This window comes from Streptomyces sp. NPDC002671, from assembly GCF_053592475.1.
The window spans coordinates 129,585-146,947 of sequence record NZ_JBSFVU010000023.1; the positions used below are offsets into that span (position 1 = coordinate 129,585).

A 17,363-nucleotide genomic window follows, 5' to 3' on the forward strand; every position below is an offset into this window, starting at 1 on the left:
CGGGGCCAGAGAGGCAGGCGCACGTGCCCCACGGCCATCCAGCCGAGGCAGCGTGTGCCGCGCCAGGTCGTACGTCACCGTCTCGTCCCGCGACCGAGTGCCGCCCCGCCGGTCGTCGGTGATCCTCGGCGCGGCCCTCCTCGCGGGAGTCCAGGCGTCGGACCGGGCACACGCAACCCCTGCCGGGCTCACCGGTCAATCGCCGTACGGGCGTTGTTAGCGTGGAGGGTGTTCACAGTCGATGGGGGAGGCGTTGCATGGGGCGCCGGGAGAAGCCGCTCGATCCGGGGGCGGGAGCGGTGCAGCGGTTCGCGTACGCGCTGCGCACGCTGCGCGACGAGGCGGGCACCCCGACCTACCGCGCCATGGCGGCACGGGCCGGCTACTCCGGCCCCACCCTGTCCGCCGCGGCAGCCGGCGAACGGCTGCCCACCCTGCCCGTGCTCCGCGCCTACGTGACCGCTTGCGGCGGCGACACCGAGGACTGGGAACGCCGCTGGCACACGGCCGCCGCCGAAGCCGTCGCCACCCCCGTCCCCGACGACGAGACCGACAGTCCCTATCCGGGGCTCGCCCGGTTCGGCACCGCGGACCGGGAGCACTTCCACGGCCGCGACGACCTTGTCGCCGAACTCGCCGCCCACACCAGCCGCACCCGCGTCTGCGCGGTCGTCGGAGCCTCCGGCAGCGGCAAGTCGTCCCTGCTGCGAGCCGGACTGATTCCCGAACTGAGCAGGAGGACCGACCTCGTTGAGCCGCCGGCCGCGATCCGCGTCCTCACCCCCGGCCCCCACCCGGCCCGTACCCACCAGGCTCTGTTCACCCCGCACGACGGCCCCGGCGACACGATCCTCGTCGTCGACCAGTTCGAGGAGGTCTTCGTGCTCTGCACGGACCCGACCGAACGCGCGCTGTTTCTCGACCGGTTGCTCACCGCACTCGACCCCGCGTCCCGGCTCCGCGTCGTCCTCGCCGTGCGCGCCGACTTCTACGGCCGCTGCGCCGACCACCCCGAACTGGCCCACGCGTTGCGCGGCTCCACACTCCTGCTCGGACCGATGACCGAGCAGCAACTGCGCGAGGCGGTCGTACGGCCCGCCGCCGCACACGGGCTCGTCGTCGAACGCGCACTGAGTGCCCGGATCGTCGCGGACGTCGCCGGCGAGCCGGGCGGACTGCCGCTGATGGCCCACGCCCTGCGCGAGGTCTGGCGCCGCCGCACCGCCAAAACCCTCACCGTCACCGCCTACGATGCCGTCGGCGGGGTCCGCGGCGCCGTCGCCCACACCGCCGAGGACGTCTACTCCCGCTGCACCACCACCGAAGCCGCCACACTCCGCGCCCTGTTGCTGCGCCTGGTCACGCCCGGCGACGGCGCGCAGGACACCCGCCGCCCGGCCGACCGCACCGAGCTCGACACGGACGACACCACCGCACGCGTCCTCGAACGCCTGGTCCGCGCCCGCCTGTTGACCGTCGACGGCAGCACCGTCGACCTCGCCCACGAGGCCCTCCTCCAGGCCTGGCCCCGGCTTCGTCGCTGGATCGACGCCGACCGCGAACGCCTGCGCGCCCATCGCCGCCTCACCGAAGCCGCCTGCGCCTGGGACGAGTTGAAACGGGACCCGGGCGCGCTGTATCGCGGCGTGCGGCTCGCCGAAGCCCGTGAGATGTTCCACGGCCCCGCCGGCTCACCGGACTTGAACCACCTCGAACACGACTTCATCGCGGCGAGCGTCGCGTCGTACGAACACGGTCGGCGCACCGCGGCCCGGGCCGCGCGCCGGCTGCGCGGCCTGATCGCCGCGCTCGCCGTGCTGCTCTGCCTCGCCCTGGTCGCCGGCGCGGTCGCCTGGCGGCAGAGCGGGATCAGCGCCCGGCAGCGCGACGAGGCCGAGGCCCGCCGGGTCGCCGCCCTCGCCGGCACCCTGCGCGCCACCGAACCCGGCACCGCCCTGCGCCTGGCCGTCGCCGCCTGGCACACCGCCGACCTGCCCGAGACCCGCCAGGCCCTGCGCAGCGCCGCGGCGCAGAGCGAGCGGGACGTGTTCGCCGTGCCCGAGGAGGGTGGCCGATTGCTGCACGCGCCTTTCTGGCTCAGCTCCGACGGCCGGATCCTGACGACGTTGGCACACGATCGGGCGGTCCAGTGGGACGTGCGCACCCACCGGCGCATCCGTTCCGTACGGCGCGCCGGGCTGTCCGCGGGCGTGAGCGGGATCAGCGCCGACGGCCGCTTGGTCGCCTACCGGGGCCCGAACGGTGCGGACCTCCTGATCGGCGACCTGACGGACGGCACCACCCACCGGCTCGGCACCGGCAACTGGACCGACACCGACGGCGCGCTCGGGCCGAGTGGCCGCACGTTCCTGGTACGGCGGCAGACGCGGGGTGAGCGCGCGACGCTGGACCTGTGGGACGTACGCAGGCAGCGCCTGCTGTTCCGCTACGACCGCGGGGACCGCGACGGCCCGCTGCCGGTGCTCAGTCCGGACGAGCGTCACCTCGCCTGGTGCACCGGCTACGGCGGTCGGCTGCGTGTCCTCGATGCCGGTCGACAGCGGCTGGTGGCCGTCCCGGTGCCCGCGGCGACCGAACGACTGCTGTGCCGGGGCGACGAGTTGACCTTCACCTCCGACAGTCGGGCCGTGGCGACCGTGGCTTCCGATGCCGTGGTGACCTGGGACTTCCACACCGGCCGTGAACGCCCCCGGCTGCCTCTCCCGGGCGGCACCGCCGTGGAGTTCGCCGGAGACTACGCACTGACCTGGAGCGCGTACACCTCCCTCGCCCTGTGGCGCACGGACCTGCCGGCCCCTGCCGACGACGGCCCGCGCGAACCGCTGCTCACCTTCCCCCTCGCCACGCCGTCGGTCACGGGTCTTCGCCTGGACCTCGCCGACGGCGTGCTGCGGTACCAGGAGCAGACGCGCACGAGTGCCGTGGGCACCCTGGCGCTGAACGGGCTCGTGGGCGGGGCGTGGCGTGCGAAGGCGGCGACCCGGGCCGCGTTCGACCGGCAGGGCCGGCCCGTACGGCCCGCCGTCGCGCCGTCCGCAGGGCGCCTGGCCGTCGATCCGTCCGGTCGTCTCGCGCTGACCGCCGAGGGCGCGCTCGTCGACGACGCCACGGGCAGGCGCAGCAAGGGGGCCCGGGGCGTGGCGGGGGAGGACATCCTGGTGTCCGGGGCTTTCAGCCCCGACGGGAGGTATGCCGCCGTCGCCGACTTCCGGGGCCGGGTCACGCTGTGGGACGCGCGCGCGTGGAGGCGGACGGCCGTGCTGCGGGCGGTCGGCTCGACCACGCGGCGGACAGCCCTGGCCTTCTCCGCCGACGGCTCGCTGCTCGCGGCCGGGGCGCCGGACGGGTCCGTCGAGGTGTGGGAGACCGCGTCCCCCCGCCTGCCGGCGGCGAGACTGCCGGTCGGGGACGGGCCGGTCCTGGCGCTCGGCTTCTCACCGGACAGCGAAGACGTGCATGTCGCGACCGCTCATCTGGCCGACCGTACCAGCCCGTTGGCACCGGCCCGGGCCGCGGCGACCGTGTGCGCGCGGGCCGGGAGGGGACTGACCGAGGCGGAGTGGCACCGCTACCTGACCGCGGTGTCCTACCGCCGTACCTGCAACGGCGCTTGACTTCGAGAGCGCTTCAAGTGATCGACGTCAACACCATGGCCGTACGCCCGCTGGGTCAGCCCAACTGACGTACGTGCCGCCTCAGTTGTTCGCCAGGAACTGCCTGGCGAGCTGGTCCCCGAGAGTCACGGCCACGCTGTGGCTATCGATGGGGGACGCCTTGGAGTTCTTGAACAGGAGGTACGTCACGCCCGAGTCGACGCCGCCGGTCGCCGGGTCGGGGTCGATGCCGAGGGCCTCGGCGGTGGCGTACGACGCCTCGCCGATGATGTTCGTGGGGCCGGTGTCGCCGACGACGGCGTACTCGACCTTGTTGTTGTAGATGACGGCGACGACACCGCCGCCCTCGATGCCGGCGCCCGCGTGGTTCCAGATGCTGCTGGCGCTGGGCACGACGACGTACGGGAGGGACTCCGCCGGCAGCGGCTTGCCGTCGGACTGGTGGAAGGCGGTGTCGTTCTGGAACCAGGGGTCACGGCTCTCGTTGCAGTTGGTGGTGCGCTGGCCGTCGCAGTCGATGTCCATGTCGGCCTTCCAGAACACCGCGCCGTTCTTGCCGCACACGGGGATCGTGGCCGAAGTCTCTTCGTCGGTCCTGTACTTGCCGTTCGATATCTGCGCGCAGGACGTCACCTTGGCGAGCAGGTCGGCCGCGCTGACCGAACCCTCCTGGGCGGAGGCCGGAGCGGAGCCGGCGGAGGCGTTCGCGGGGAGGATGCCGGCGGCGAGCAGCGCGACAACGGAGGCCGCGGCGAGGGTCAGTGTTCGAAGACGCACTGTGGGGGTACCCTTCTGTTAGGAAAGTTTCCTTACCGGATGCCGTACACCGTGGACCCGTCGCCATGTGCCGTCAAGTCCTGGGCTGCGAACGGTTGAACCCCGTGCACATTGCGGTGGTTTGTGACTGAGGCAAGACTGGAGACAGCGAACAGTCCGGGCATGTCCGCCGCTGTTGCCGGGCACGTCCGCGGCTCTCCACGGCCGCAGTCCCGGGAGGCGAGGCGTCATGTTCGTACGCGCGGTGTACTCGACCGGCGATCCGGCCCGGCTCGACACGGCCGTCCGGGCTCTGAACACCGAGGGTCGCGACCTGCTCGAAGAACGGCCCGGCTACCGGGGCGCGGGCGTCTTCGTCGATCGTGACCTCGGCAAACTGTTCGCCATGAGCTGGTGGGAATCGGAGGAGGCCCGGCGCAACAGCGACGAGGTGATGCGCGAGCGCAGACCCGCGCTGCTGGAACCCTTCGCCGGGACCGTGGCGGTCGAGAACTACGAGGCCGTGGTCTTCCACGCGCTGCCGCGGCCCGCCGCCATCGGCGGCGGACTGCGCATCACCCGCGTGGAGTTCGACCCTGTGGACGCGGACCTGTTCGCCGACACCTTCAACGCCACGGAGGTGCCCCGGCTGGAGACGCTGCCCGGACTGTCCAGGACGGCCCTGCTCATCGACCGGGAGCGCGGGCGCGGCCTCGTGGGCGTGATCTTCACCGACCGGCCCTCCCTCGTGGCCTCCCGCGCCGGGCAGGCCGCGGTCCGGCGCGAGAGCGCGACCAAGGGGCACGTCACCGTCGTCGGCCTGGAGGAGTTCGAGGTCGTGCACGCGGACGTGCGGGCCGACTGACCCCAGGGGGCCGCGTCCGGCGGTCCGTCCCGCCGCGGGAACGGACTGCCGCGTGGCCCTCATCCCACGTCGAACGCGGCCGGGTCGGGACCCAGCCGGCGGTCCTCGTTCAGCGCGCTGATCGCCGCGAGGTCCTCGGTGTCCAGGCTGAAGTCGAACACGTCGATGTTCTCCCTGATCCGGGACGGCGTCACGGACTTCGGGATCACGACGTTGCCCAGCTGGATGTGCCAGCGCAACACGATCTGGGCCGGGGTGCGGTTGTGCTTCTGCGCGATCGCCACGATCGCCGGCACCTCCAGCAGCCCCTTGCCCTGGCCGAGCGGCGACCAGGCCTCGGTGCGGATGCCCTGGTCGGCGTGGAACTCGCGGAGCGCGTGCTGCTGCAGATGCGGGTGCAGCTCGATCTGGTTGACCGCCGGGATGACCGACGTCTCGGCGATCAGCCGCTCCAGGTGCTCCGGAAGGAAGTTGGACACGCCGATCGCGCGGACACGGCCGTCCCTGTAGAGCTTCTCGAGCGCCTTGTACGTGTCGACGTAGGTGTCCCGGGACGGCAGCGGCCAGTGGATCAGGTACAGGTCGATGTACTGGAGCCCCAGCTTCTGCAGCGACGTGTCGAAGGCGCGCAGCGTGGAGTCGTACCCCTGGTCGCTGTTCCAGAGCTTGGTGGTGACGAAGACGTCCTCGCGGGGCAGGCCGGAGGCGGCGATCGCCTTGCCGGTGCCCGCTTCGTTGCCGTAGATCGCCGCTGTGTCGACGCTGCGGTACCCGGCCTCCAGGGCCGTCGCGACGGCCTGCTCGGCCTCGTCGTCCGGCACCTGGAAGACGCCGTAGCCCAGCTGGGGCATCTCGACGCCGTTGTTCAGGATGATCGGGGGGACCTTGCTGCTCACGGGCCTCGTGATCCTTCGGTTGCCGACAGGTGATAGCACCATGGTCAACGATCACGCGTCGACGCGCATTCCTGAGCGCGCGGTCCGGGGGAGTCCGGGGGAGTCCGTGGGGGACAGGAGGAGACCGGAGGAGACCGGGGGAGACCGGCCGGCGGGACAGCGGTTCGTCAGGCCTGGTAGAGGGCCTCCACCTCCGCCTCGTACGCCTTCTCGATCGCCTTCCGCTTCAGCTTCAGCGACGGGGTGAGCAGGCCGTGTTCCTCCGTGAACGGCTGGGCCAGTATCCGGAAGGTACGGATCGACTCGGCCTGGGAGACAAGGGTGTTGGCGGCGACCACCGCCCGCCGCACCTCCGTCTCCAGGTCGGGGTCGCGCACCAGCTGACGCGGGGTCAGCTCCGGTTTGCCGCGCATCTGCAGCCAGTGTTCGACGGCATCCTGGTCGAGGGTGACCAGGGCGGCGATGTAGGGGCGGTCGTTGCCGACGACGATGCACTGGTTGACCAGCGGATGGTCGCGGACCCGCTCCTCCAGGACGCCCGGGGAGACGCTCTTGCCGCCGGAGGTCACGAGGATCTCCTTCTTGCGGCCGGTGATGGTCAGATAGCCGTCCTCGTCCAGGGTGCCGAGGTCGCCCGTGGCGAGCCAGCCCTCGTGCAGGGTCTCGTCGGTGGCCTTCTGGTTGTTGAGGTAGCCCTGGAAGACGTTGCCGCCGTGCAGCCAGATCTCCCCGTCGTCCGCGATGTGCACGGTCACACCCGGAATGGCCTGGCCGACCGTGCCGTAGCGGGTGCGCTCGGGCGGGTTCGCGGTCGCCGCGGCCGTCGACTCGGTCAGGCCGTAGCCCTCGTAGATCTGCACACCCGCGCCCGCGAAGAACAGTCCCAGCCGGCGGTCCATCGCCGAACCACCGGACATTGCATTCCGTATACGGCCGCCCATCGCCGCGCGGACTTTTGCATACACGAGCTTGTCGAACAGCTGGTGCTGCATGCGCAGCCCCGCCGACGGGCCGGGCCCGGTGCCCCAGGCCTTGGCCTCCACCGCCTCCGCGTACTTCACCGCGATGCCGACGGCCTTCTCGAACGGTCCCGACTTGCCGTCCTTCTCCGCCTTGCGCCGGGCCGCGTTGAACACCTTCTCGAAGATGTACGGCACCGCGAGGATGAACGTCGGCCGGAACGCGGCGAGGTCGGGCAGCAGCGCGGCGGCGTGCAGCTGCGGCTGGTGCCCGAAGCGGACCCGGCCGCGGATCGCGGCGACCTGCACCATCCGCCCGAAGACGTGCGCGAGCGGCAGGAACAGCAGGGTGGAGGCCTCGTCGCCCTTCTTGGAGTGGAACACCGGCTCCCAGCGGCGGATCACCGTGTCCGCCTCGAACATGAAGTTGCCGTGCGAGATCACACAGCCCTTGGGGCGGCCCGTCGTCCCCGAGGTGTAGATGATCGTGGCGACCGACTCCGGGGTGACCGCCTGCCGGTGCCGGTCCACCACCTCGTCGTCCAGGTGCGCCCCGGCGTCGTACAGCTCCTGCACGCAGCCCGCGTCCAGCTGCCACAGCCGGTGCAGCTGGGGCAGCCGCCCGATGACCGTGGCGATGGTCATCGCGTGGTCCTCGTGCTCCACGACCGCCGCCGAGACCTCGGCGTCGTACAGCATCCAGAAGCACTGCTCGGCCGAGGACGTCGGATAGATGGGCACCACCTGGGCACCGATCGTCCACAGCGCGAAGTCGAAGAGCGTCCACTCGTAGCGGGTGCGGGACATGATCGCGACGCGGTCGCCGAAGCGGATGCCGCTCGCGAGGAGTCCCTTGGCGAGCGCGAGGACCTCGTCGCGGAACTCCGCCGACGTCACGTCCCGCCACTGCCCGGACTCGTCCTTGCGGCCGAGCGCGACGTGCCGGGGGTCCGTCAGGGCATGGTCGAAGACGATGTCGGCCAGACCGCCCACCGGCGGCGCCGACGCCATCGGAGGGTTGGTGAACTCGCGCAAACCCCGCTCCCCGGTCCTCGCTCCTTGATCACGTACGTGACGCTCCCCACAGCGCGGTGAAAGCTACCCCACCTGGTCACTGTGCGGGAGGGGTGCGGAAACCCAGCAAACCTCACGTTTCTCCCGTCCGGTACCCGGAAAATGCGCGCACATGGGGAAGGGCCGGACACAATACTGACGGGTCAGTAAGTTCCGGTGTCGTAATCTCCACCGAATCTGTACGCACCGATTACCGCCTTCGGTGCTGATGCGGGGCGTGTCGGGCCTTCGCCGCAGGCCAAGAGGCGCGACGTGAGCTACGCCGCGAGGTGCTGCGCGAGGTACGCCACGAGGTGCCATGTGAGATACGTCGCAAGGGCGGCCCGCCGGTGCGCCCGGGCCGCCCTCGCCGTACCGCCGCTCACCCGAGCCGCGCCCCCGCCTCCTCGCGCACCGCGCCGGTCTCCGGCGCCGCCGCCTGTGCCGCCGGCCGGCCCGCGCGCACCAGCAGCAGCACCGCGGTGCCCGCCGCGAGGCCCGCGAGCCCGGCGACCACGAGCGCGCCGTTCAGACCCGAGGCGAACGCGGCGCGCAGGGCGTGGTCGCCGATGCTGCCGCGCAGGGCCGCCGCGCCGCCGCCGGCCAGGACGTGGGCGGCCTCGTGGGGGAGCGAGCCGGTCATCCGGGAGGTGAGGACGGTGCCGAAGACGGCCACCCCGAGCGCGTACCCGAGCTGCCGGACCGTGTTCACCGCGCCGCCCGCCATCCCGGCCCGCTCCGCCGGCACCGCGGCCAGCGCCGCCCCGGCCGCCGTCGGCGCGACGAGCCCGGTGCCGAGGCCGACCAGCACGAACCCGGGCAGCAGCGCCGTCCAGTCGGAACCCGCGTCCAGCACCGCCTGGGCCAGCGTGCCCGCGCCGATCAGCAGCAGCCCGCCGCCGATCGTCAGCCAGGCCGGTACCCCGTGCAGCAGCCGCCCCACCAGCACCGCGACCACCATGGACACGGCCGTCATCGGCAGCAGCGTCAGCCCGCCGCGCACCGGCGTCATCCCGAGCAGCGTCTGCATCCAGATCGACAGGTACGCCACCGAGCCGAACGCCACCCCGTTGAACGCGAACGACCCCAGCAGCACCCCGGCGAACGCGGGCCTGCGCAGCAGCGACAGATCCAGCAGCGGATGCGCCGCCCTTCGCTCCACCAGCGCGAACACCGCCAGCGCCAGCGCGGCCAGACCGAACGCCGCGAGCGTCACCGGGTCCGTCCAGCCCTCGTCGCCGGCGCGCACCACCGCGTACGTCGTACCGCCAGCGAACGCCGCGAAGGCCCCCGTACCCGGCCAGTCGACCCGCGCCATACTCGACTGCGCGCCCGCCGGGGAGACCCCCGTCCCGCGCGACTCGGGCACCGTCCGCAGCGTCAGCCACACCGCGACGACGCTCACCGGCAGGTTCACGAAGAAGATCCACCGCCAGCCCGGCCCCTCGGCGAGCAGCCCGCCGACCACCGGCCCGACCGCCGCTGCCGCGCTGCTGACCGCACCCCACACGCCGAACGCCGCCGACCGCTGCCGCCCCTGGTAGGCCGAGCCCAGCAGAGGCAGCGTGGTGGCGAACATCGCCGCCGCGCCCACCCCCTGCACCGCCCGCGCCGCCACCAGCAGCCCCGGCCCCGACGCCAGCCCGCACAGCAGGCTCGCGCCCGCGAACACCACCACGCCCGCCACGTTCACCCGGCGCCGCCCCAGGACGTCGGCCGCGGCACCCACCCCCATCACCAGCGCGGCCAGCGCGAGCGCGTACGCGTCCACCACCCACTGCAGCTCACCCAGTGACGCGTGCAGCGCCCGCGCCATGTCCGGCAGCGCCACCACCACGATCGTCACGTCCAGCAGCAACATGAACGTGCCCAGGCACACGGCCGTGAGCGTCCCCCAGATCCGCATGATTCCTCTCCCTGTCACGACGGCTGCGCATCCACGACGGCTGCACCTCGCTCCGCGTCCATCCGCGTCCGTCTGTATCGGTCCGTATCGATCCGCATCGATCCGTATCGTTCGTGTTGCTCCGTACGATGGCCGTGTCACGACCGATCGGGGCCCAAGAACGCCCAGGGCCGGTGGAATCCGACAGGAGAGCCCGTGCTGGAGCTGAAATCCGACACCTTCGACCAACTGGACCTCCAGTTGCTGTCCGCACTGGAGATCGACGGCCGCGCCTCATTCCGTCGCATTGCCGCGGTGCTCGGTGTCTCCGACCAGACCATCGCCCGCCGCTACCGCCGGCTGTCCGCGGAGGGCGGCCTCAAGATCGTCGCCCTACGGGACGCCGAACGCCTCGGCCAGGACCAGTGGATGCTCCGCCTGCGCTGCGCGCCCGACAGCGCCACCGTCATCGCCGACGCGCTCGCCAAGCGGCCCGACACGTACTGGATCGGGCTCGTCTCCGGCGGCACCGAGATCGCCTGCATGACCCGGCCGCGCAGCCCCTCCGAGCACGACGACCTCCTCCTCGGCAAACTGCCCCGCACCCCGAGCGTCGTGGAGATCCGCGCCCTGCAGCTGCTGCACCGCTTCCACGGCGGCCCGGACGGCTGGCTGCGCAAGTTCCGGGCCCTGACCGACGAGCAGATCGCCGCCCTGCGCCCCGTCCCGGCCGGGACACCGGACGCCCCGGTACGGCTGGAACCCGAGGACGCCCCGCTGCTCGCCGCCCTGGAACGCGACGGCCGCGCCACCTACCCCGAGCTCGAACGCCTCACCGGCCGCTCCGAATCCGCCGTCAAACGCCGCCTGTCCGCCCTGATCGCCTCCGGCGCCGTCTACACCGACGTCGAGTACCACACGGAGATCCTCGGCTACGGCACCGCAGCCATCCTGTGGATCACCACCGCGCCCGGCGCCCTGCATACAGTCGGCGAGACCCTTGCCGGCCACGAAGAGGTCGCCTTCGCCTCCGCCACGGCGGGCCCCTCCCACATCGTCGTCACCGTCGTCGTCCGTGACACCGCGGAGCTGTACGCCTACCTGAGCGGCCCGCTCGGCACCCTGGAGGGCGTCCAGCACGTGGAGGCCACACCGTTCCTGCACCAGGTCAAGCAGCTGACATACCGCGCGGGGCGCTGAGCGGATGGGCGGCTGGGCGGATGCGGGGATGCGGGGATGCGCGGATGCGGGGATGCGCGGCTGAGGGGCCGGCCGCCGGGCTGCCGTCAGCCGGCCTGCCGCCGCAGCCGCTCGCCGCCCGCGAGGATCGCCGCGGCCAGGGCGTTCGCGGCGGCCTCCGCCGAGGCCCGGCGCCGGCCGTGCACAAGGACGAAGTCGACCTTGCCCAGGTCGGGCAGGTCCGCCCGGTCCGGCAGCCGGAACAGGCCGGGCGGGATCAGCCGCCGGGAGTGGGCCATGACGCCGAGCCCGGCACGCGCCGCCGCGATCAGCCCGTTGAGGCTGCCGCTCGTGCAGACGATCCGCCACGGCCGGCCCTGCTCGTCCAGCGTCTCCAGTGCGCGGGCCCGGGTGATGCCGGGCGGGGGATACACGATCAGCGGGACGGGCCGGTCGGCCTCCAGACGCAGCCGCTCCGCGCCGATCCACACCAGGTCGTCGCGCCACACCAGCTCGCCCCGGGGATCCTCCGGGCGCCGCTTGGCCAGCACCAGGTCGAGCTTTCCGGCGGCCAGTTGCTCGTGCAGCGTGCCGGACAGCTCCACCGTCAGCTCCAGGTCGACCTCGGGATGGTCGTAGCGGAAGCCCTCCAGGATCTCCGGCAGCCGGGTGAGGACGAAGTCCTCCGAGGCGCCGAAGCGCAGCCGGCCCCGCACCCGGGTGCCGGTGAAGAACACCGTCGCCTGCTCGTGCACCTCCAGGATCCGGCGGGCGAAACCGAGCATGGCCTCGCCGTCCTCGGTCAGCTCCACCGAGTGCGTGTCCCGGGAGAACAGCTGACGGCCGACCGCGTCCTCCAGCCGGCGCACATGCTGGCTGACCGTCGACTGGCGCAGCCCGAGCCGCCGGGCGGCCTGCGTGAAGCTGAGTGTCTGGGCCACCGCGAGGAACGTGCGCAACTGCGTCGGGTCGTACACGAAATGCAGCATACGTCGTCATCGTCCGTCGTGATGACAGTGAGAGTGGTGTACGGGATTCCCGATCGGCGAGCGGAGAAGGACGATGGAGAGGGCCCTTGCAGGCACCGGACAGGAAAGACCCCGACAGACACGCACAGCACATCGGAGCACCGTGAAACGCCTGAGCTGGCCGAGTTGGATGCCGATCGACCCGTACATCGTGCTGCTGCTCGGGACGGTGGGCCTCGCCGCACTGCTCCCGGCCCGGGGCACCGGCGCCGACGTGGCCTCGGGCGCCTCCACGGCCGCGATCGCGTTCCTCTTCTTCCTCTACGGCGCCCGCCTGTCCACCCGCGAGGCACTGGACGGACTCCGGCACTGGCGGCTCCACGCCACCGTCCTCGCCTGCACGTTCGTCGTCTTTCCCGTGCTGGGGCTGGGCGCGCGCGCTCTCGTACCGGCACTGCTGACCCATCCGCTGTACCAGGGCCTGCTGTTCCTGACCCTCGTGCCGTCGACGATCCAGTCCTCCATCGCCTTCACCTCGATCGCCCGCGGCAACGTGCCCGCCGCGATCTGCGCGGGCTCCTTCTCCTCCCTGGCCGGCATCGTCCTCACCCCGCTGCTCGCCGCGGCCCTCCTCGGCGGCAGCGGCGGCGGGTTCTCCGCCGACTCGCTGGTGAAGATCGTGCTCCAGCTGCTCGTGCCGTTCGTCGCCGGGCAGCTGGCGCGCCGCTGGATCGGCCCCTTCGTCACGCGGCACAAGAAGGTCCTCGGACTGGTCGACCGCGGCTCGATCCTGCTGGTCGTCTACACCGCGTTCAGCGAGGGCATGACCCAGGGCATGTGGCACCAGGTCAGCCCCGCGCGCCTCGCCGCGCTGCTCGCCGTCGAGGCCGTCCTGCTGGCCGTGATGCTCGCGCTGACCTGGTACGGAGGCAAGGCCCTCGGCTTCGGCCGGGCGGACCGGATCTCCATCCAGTTCGCCGGGTCGAAGAAGTCCCTCGCCTCCGGGCTGCCCATGTCGAGCGTCCTGTTCGGCGCCCACGCCTCCCTCGCCGTGCTGCCGCTGATGCTCTTCCACCAGATGCAGCTCATGGTGTGCGCGGTCATCGCCAAGCGGCGCGCCCGCGACCCGGAGGAGGCCACGGACGTGTCAGTCGCCCACCTCGTCCAGGGGCAGCCAGAACACAGTGTCGTGCGGTGAGCGCAGCGCCTTCGGGTCGGACAGCTCCTCGTCGCCGAGCGCCCGGTCCCACAGGTGTACGTCGTCGATCGCGCCGGTGAAGTAGGCCCGGCTGTCCATGCGCTGACCGATGTGCACGCCGAAGGGGGAGTTACGGCTGACCGGCCCCGGTATATCGGCTACGGACCACTGCATACCGTCGACGAACAGCGCGAACCGGCCGCCGCCGCGGCGGAGCGCCAGGTGGTGCCAGCGGCCGTCGTTGTATGCGATATCCGATCGAACGGATACGGTCCGCGGCGGGGTGGCGCCGTTGCGCACGGTGATGAGGGCCTGGACCCGGTTGTTCGCCGGCTCGCCGCGCACCCACACCTGCGGCTGGCTGGTGCCGATGCCGCCCATCCACAGCAGCGGCTGCTCCCCGCTCGTGGCCGTGTACCGGAACCACAGGCTCGCCGTGAAGTCCTTCGAGCTCAGCGGGAGTTCGTCGCGGTACGGCAGGCGTACGGCGTCGTCGGTGCCGTCGAACTCCAGCGCGCCGCCGAGGACGCCGTCCGTCTCCTCGGCGCCACCGAGCACTGCGGCGGGGTGACCGTGTGGGGCGAGGTCGGCGGTGACCGGGTCCGGGCCGCGGCGCGGGGCGAGCCAGTCCTCGGTGAAGCGGGCGAACCGGATCTCGTCACGGGCGTCCACCGCGCCGCCCTCGTACAGCAGGCCCACGGTGTCCTCGTCGGCGCGGACCAGATCGGAATAGCCGGACCAGTCCCGGGTGACGACCGTGCCGCGGTCCACGCTGTCCCAGGTGCGTCCGCCGTCGTAGGAGGAACGGATCATCATCGTGCGGCGCCGGTCCGGGTCGCCGGGGCAGGCCAGCAGGATGCGGTCGTCCAGCCGCAGCATCGAGCCCTGCACCTGCGGCGTGTACAGGTCGGGCAGAGCGCGGAAGGGCGCGGTGAAGCTGGAGCCGCCGTCGCGGCTGAGCGTCTCGGTGCGGTGGCCGAGGTCGGTGCCGTCCTGCTCCCGGCCGCTGACCAGGACCGCACCGTCGTTGCGCTCGACGAGGGTCAGTTCGGAGGGCTTCTGCCGGAAGGTGCCGTCGGCGGCGATCGGCCAGGTGTCGGTGGCTCCGATCCGCCAGTGGCCGCCGTTGTCGTCGCTGATGATGAGCGCCGCGTGGTTGGCGGTGATCCGGCCGTCCCATGTCTCGGCGTTGACGCCGAAGACCAGCCGGCCGGCGTACTGGCCGTGGGTGAGCTGGATGCCGTGTACGGGGCCGGTCGCGTACCAGGAGTTCCACTCTGCGGGCAGGATCTCGGGGCTGAGATCGCGCGGCTCGGACCAGGTCAGGCCGTCGTCGTCGCTGTACTGCAGATGCGGGGTGCGGTCACAGGGCACGGAGCAACTGGCGCTGTCCTTACGGCCCGTGTTGTACGTCTCGGCAAGCCAGATCCGGCCGGTGTCGCGGTCCACGAGCGGTGCCGGATTGCCGTGGGTGTCGCCCGCGCCCTCACTGACGACCCGCAGCGGACCCCAGGTGCGGCCACCGTCGGTGGAGCGCTTGACGACGACGTCGATGTCGGCCGCGTCCCCGCAGTTGAGGACCCGGCCCTCGGCGAACGCCAGCAGCGTCCCGTCGTTCGTCCGCACGATCGCCGGGATGCGGAAGCAGGCGTAGCCGGGATCCTGGGCGGACTTGAACAGGATCTGCTGCTCGAACGGCGCTGGTGCGGCGGCGGGTTGGGCCTCGGCCGGATGCGGCGCGGCGAGCGGCACCAGCAGCAGTGCCGCGGCGGCGACCGCGGGGGCCAGGAGAGATCTGAGACGGGCGCGAAGACCTGACGGCATGGTGCGACCTGCCCTTCGTCGGCCGGGCATCTGGACATCCGGACATCCCACGTCCAACGTGCGCCCCATCGAGGGTAGTTGGGGTCCTTGAACCCGACAAGAAGCGTGCGGCACCTACGGGCGAAGGACCACCTTGCCGAGGTTGGCCCGCGCCTCGATCACCGCGTGCGCCTTCGCCGCGTCCTCCAGCGCGAACTCCCCGTGCACGGCGGGCTTGAGGGTTCCTTCGCCGTGCAGCCGCCACAGCTCCTGCCGCCACTGCTCGTACAGCTCCGGCCGGCCGCGGGCGATCAGCGCCATCTGGAAGCCGATCACCGACTTGGCGCCGACCAGCAGGTCGTACGCCCGGATCGTGCCGCCGCCCGAGCTGTAGGCGACCAGACGGCCGTGTGGGGCGAGTGCGGCGAGGGCGGGGGTGAGCAGGTCACCGCCGACCGCATCCAGTACACAGTCGACGGACTCTCCCCAACTGTCGTCCGCGTACTGTATGCAGTCGTCCGCGCCCAGGGAGCGGACGAAGTCCGCCTTGGCCGGGTCGGAGACCGCACCGATCACCAGGCCCGCGCCCCGCGCCCGCGCCAGTTGCACCGCCAGGTGCCCGACCCCGCTCGCCGCCGCCGTCACCAGGACCGCCTCGCCCGGCGTGAGCCGCGCCGCCTCCAGCGCGCCGAAGGCCACCAGGCCGCTGCGCACCAGCGCGACCGCGTCGACGGCACCGGCCCCCTCCGGTACGGGGGAGGTCATGGCCTCGTGCAGCACGGCGAAGTCGGCGTACCCGTGACCGAAGCACAGCCCGGTGACCAGGTCGCCGGCGCCGAAGCGGGTCACGCCCTCGCCCACCGCCACCACGCGGCCGGCGATCTCGCCGCCGAGCGGGATCGGTTCGGCGGCCTCGGTGACCTTGCGGACCACCGGCAGTGTCACACCGACCGCCTCGCAGCGCACCAGCAGTTCGCCGGGGCCGGGCTCGGGGACGGGGGCCTCTTCCAGGAACAGCGGGCCGCCTGTGGAGTCGTACCGGACCCGGCGCATCGCAACCTCCAGTGGCCGGGCGGACCCGGCCCATCGATCGTTGGGAATCCCCATGAACTCGTTGGTGGCCCCAACGGTAATGGAGGTTCGTGGGGAAGTCCAACGATTCTTCGGTAGGCTGCCGGCATGGCCGAAGCACCCCTGTCCGCGATCCGCTCCCTGCCCAGCTGGCTCCTCGGCCGGGCCGCCGCGCGTGGTCGCGGCCTGGTCGCCGACGCGCTCGCCGCCGAGGGCATGAAGATGTGGCACCACGTGGTGCTCTCCGCCGTCCGTGATCTCGGTCCCGTCGCCCAGGCCGACCTCGGCCGCAGCGTGGGCCTGGACCCGAAGGACGTGGTCGGCGTCCTCAACGACCTGCAGTCCAACGGCCTTGTCGTCCGCTCCCCGGACCCGAGGGACCGCCGCAAGAACGCGGTCACCCTCACCGACGAGGGAGCGCGCCTGCTCACCCGCTGCGAGCAGGCGGCCCGCGCAGCCAACGACGAACTCCTCGCCCCGCTGTCCGCGGCCGAACGCGAGCAGTTCATGGGCCTGTTGATCCGGATTTCCGGCACGGACGGCTGACGACGGCTGACGTTCCGTCATGACCGCAGCTCCCGTGCTCGATCCGCAGCGAACCGCCCTCGTCCTCGTCGACCTGATGGAACGCATCGTCGCGCTGCCCCTGGAACCCCGCAAAGGCACCGAAGTGCTTGAGGCGGCAGAGGAGTTGGCGGTGCACTTCCGCTCCGCCGGCGCGCTCGTCGTCCTCGTCCGCGTCGAACGGCCCGCGGTCGCCGAACAACCGCCCGGCAGCGGGCTGGTGCCGGGCCTGCTGCGGGACGGGGACCTGGAGATCGTCAAGCGGACGATCGGCGGCTTCCAGGACACGGGTCTGCACGAGCGGCTGCGCGAACGCGGCGTCACCACCCTGGTGTTCGGCGGCATCGCCACCAACCTCGGTGTCGAGTCCACCGCCCGCGCCGCCGCCGACCTCGGCTACCAGCTCGTCTTCGCCGAGGACGCCATGACCGCCTTCACCGCCGCCGAGCACGAGGCGTCCACCCGGCTCGACTTCCCGAGGCTCGGCACGGTCGTGACGTCCGCTCAGGTACGCCTCGCGGCCCGCTGACC

The 17,363-nt window shown here is 72.2% G+C and carries 13 protein-coding genes; 6 read left to right on the forward strand and 7 right to left on the reverse strand.

Annotated features, from left to right (window positions below; translation table 11 throughout):
* The first annotated feature begins 257 nt into the window (after window positions 1-257).
* Complete coding sequence (locus ACWD35_RS31085; protein ID WP_451354663.1) at window positions 258-3,635, forward strand: nSTAND1 domain-containing NTPase; 3,378 nt, start codon at window positions 258-260, stop codon at window positions 3,633-3,635.
* A gap of 81 nt (window positions 3,636-3,716) precedes the next feature.
* Here ACWD35_RS31085 and ACWD35_RS31090 read toward each other — a convergent pair whose 3' ends face one another.
* Window positions 3,717-4,412 (reverse strand): glycoside hydrolase family 75 protein, encoded by a 696-nt coding sequence (locus ACWD35_RS31090; protein WP_451354664.1) that lies wholly within the window; start codon window positions 4,410-4,412, stop codon window positions 3,717-3,719.
* Between the two features lie 229 nt (window positions 4,413-4,641).
* On the opposite strand from ACWD35_RS31090, the gene ACWD35_RS31095 reads away from it, so the two are divergent.
* A complete protein-coding gene (locus ACWD35_RS31095) occupies window positions 4,642-5,256 on the forward strand; it encodes a hypothetical protein (RefSeq protein ID WP_451354665.1) in 615 nt (204 codons plus the stop codon).
* 59 nt (window positions 5,257-5,315) lie between these two features.
* Here ACWD35_RS31095 and ACWD35_RS31100 read toward each other — a convergent pair whose 3' ends face one another.
* The 3 genes from ACWD35_RS31100 to ACWD35_RS31110 form a co-directional block, all read right to left on the reverse strand.
* Complete coding sequence (locus ACWD35_RS31100) at window positions 5,316-6,152, reverse strand: aldo/keto reductase (RefSeq protein WP_451354666.1); 837 nt, start codon at window positions 6,150-6,152, stop codon at window positions 5,316-5,318.
* A 167-nt stretch (window positions 6,153-6,319) separates the two neighbouring features.
* Window positions 6,320-8,146 (reverse strand): AMP-dependent synthetase/ligase, encoded by a 1,827-nt coding sequence (locus ACWD35_RS31105; protein WP_451354667.1) that lies wholly within the window; start codon window positions 8,144-8,146, stop codon window positions 6,320-6,322.
* A 400-nt stretch (window positions 8,147-8,546) separates the two neighbouring features.
* Window positions 8,547-10,070: an MFS transporter gene (locus ACWD35_RS31110; RefSeq protein WP_451354668.1), complete on the reverse strand. Its 1,524-nt coding sequence runs from the start codon at window positions 10,068-10,070 to the stop codon at window positions 8,547-8,549.
* Window positions 10,071-10,268: 198 nt separating this feature from the next.
* Here ACWD35_RS31110 and ACWD35_RS31115 point away from each other — a divergent pair, with 198 nt between their 5' ends.
* Entirely contained in the window at window positions 10,269-11,249 is a 981-nt protein-coding gene (locus ACWD35_RS31115; RefSeq protein WP_451354688.1) for an Lrp/AsnC family transcriptional regulator, read from the forward strand.
* A gap of 86 nt (window positions 11,250-11,335) precedes the next feature.
* On the opposite strand, the gene ACWD35_RS31120 is transcribed toward ACWD35_RS31115, so the two are convergent.
* Entirely contained in the window at window positions 11,336-12,205 is an 870-nt protein-coding gene (locus ACWD35_RS31120) for a LysR substrate-binding domain-containing protein (RefSeq protein WP_451354669.1), read from the reverse strand.
* 181 nt (window positions 12,206-12,386) lie between these two features.
* Between ACWD35_RS31120 and ACWD35_RS31125 the strand changes: the two genes are divergently transcribed.
* The gene (locus ACWD35_RS31125) at window positions 12,387-13,394 is read left to right on the forward strand and encodes a bile acid:sodium symporter family protein (protein WP_451354689.1); all 1,008 of its coding nucleotides are present in this window, start codon (window positions 12,387-12,389) and stop codon (window positions 13,392-13,394) included.
* On the opposite strand, the gene ACWD35_RS31130 is transcribed toward ACWD35_RS31125, so the two are convergent.
* Together ACWD35_RS31130 and ACWD35_RS31135 are read right to left on the reverse strand one after the other, a co-directional pair.
* Window positions 13,344-15,218 carry an exo-alpha-sialidase gene (locus tag ACWD35_RS31130; RefSeq protein ID WP_451354670.1) on the reverse strand — a complete coding sequence of 625 codons (1,875 nt, stop codon included), beginning with the start codon at window positions 15,216-15,218 and terminating at the stop codon, window positions 13,344-13,346. The genes ACWD35_RS31125 and ACWD35_RS31130 overlap by 51 nt on opposite strands.
* A gap of 114 nt (window positions 15,219-15,332) precedes the next feature.
* Window positions 15,333-16,250, reverse strand: a complete 918-nt coding sequence (locus ACWD35_RS31135) for a quinone oxidoreductase family protein (RefSeq protein ID WP_451354671.1) — start codon at window positions 16,248-16,250, stop codon at window positions 15,333-15,335.
* 126 nt (window positions 16,251-16,376) lie between these two features.
* Between ACWD35_RS31135 and ACWD35_RS31140 the strand changes: the two genes are divergently transcribed.
* Together ACWD35_RS31140 and ACWD35_RS31145 are read left to right on the forward strand one after the other, a co-directional pair.
* On the forward strand, window positions 16,377-16,814 hold the full coding sequence (locus tag ACWD35_RS31140) for a MarR family winged helix-turn-helix transcriptional regulator (RefSeq protein ID WP_451354672.1): 438 nt from the start codon (window positions 16,377-16,379) through the stop codon (window positions 16,812-16,814).
* Between the two features lie 19 nt (window positions 16,815-16,833).
* Window positions 16,834-17,361, forward strand: coding sequence for an isochorismatase family protein (locus ACWD35_RS31145; RefSeq protein ID WP_451354673.1), 528 nt, complete (start codon window positions 16,834-16,836; stop codon window positions 17,359-17,361).
* The last annotated feature ends 2 nt before the right edge of the window (window positions 17,362-17,363 follow it).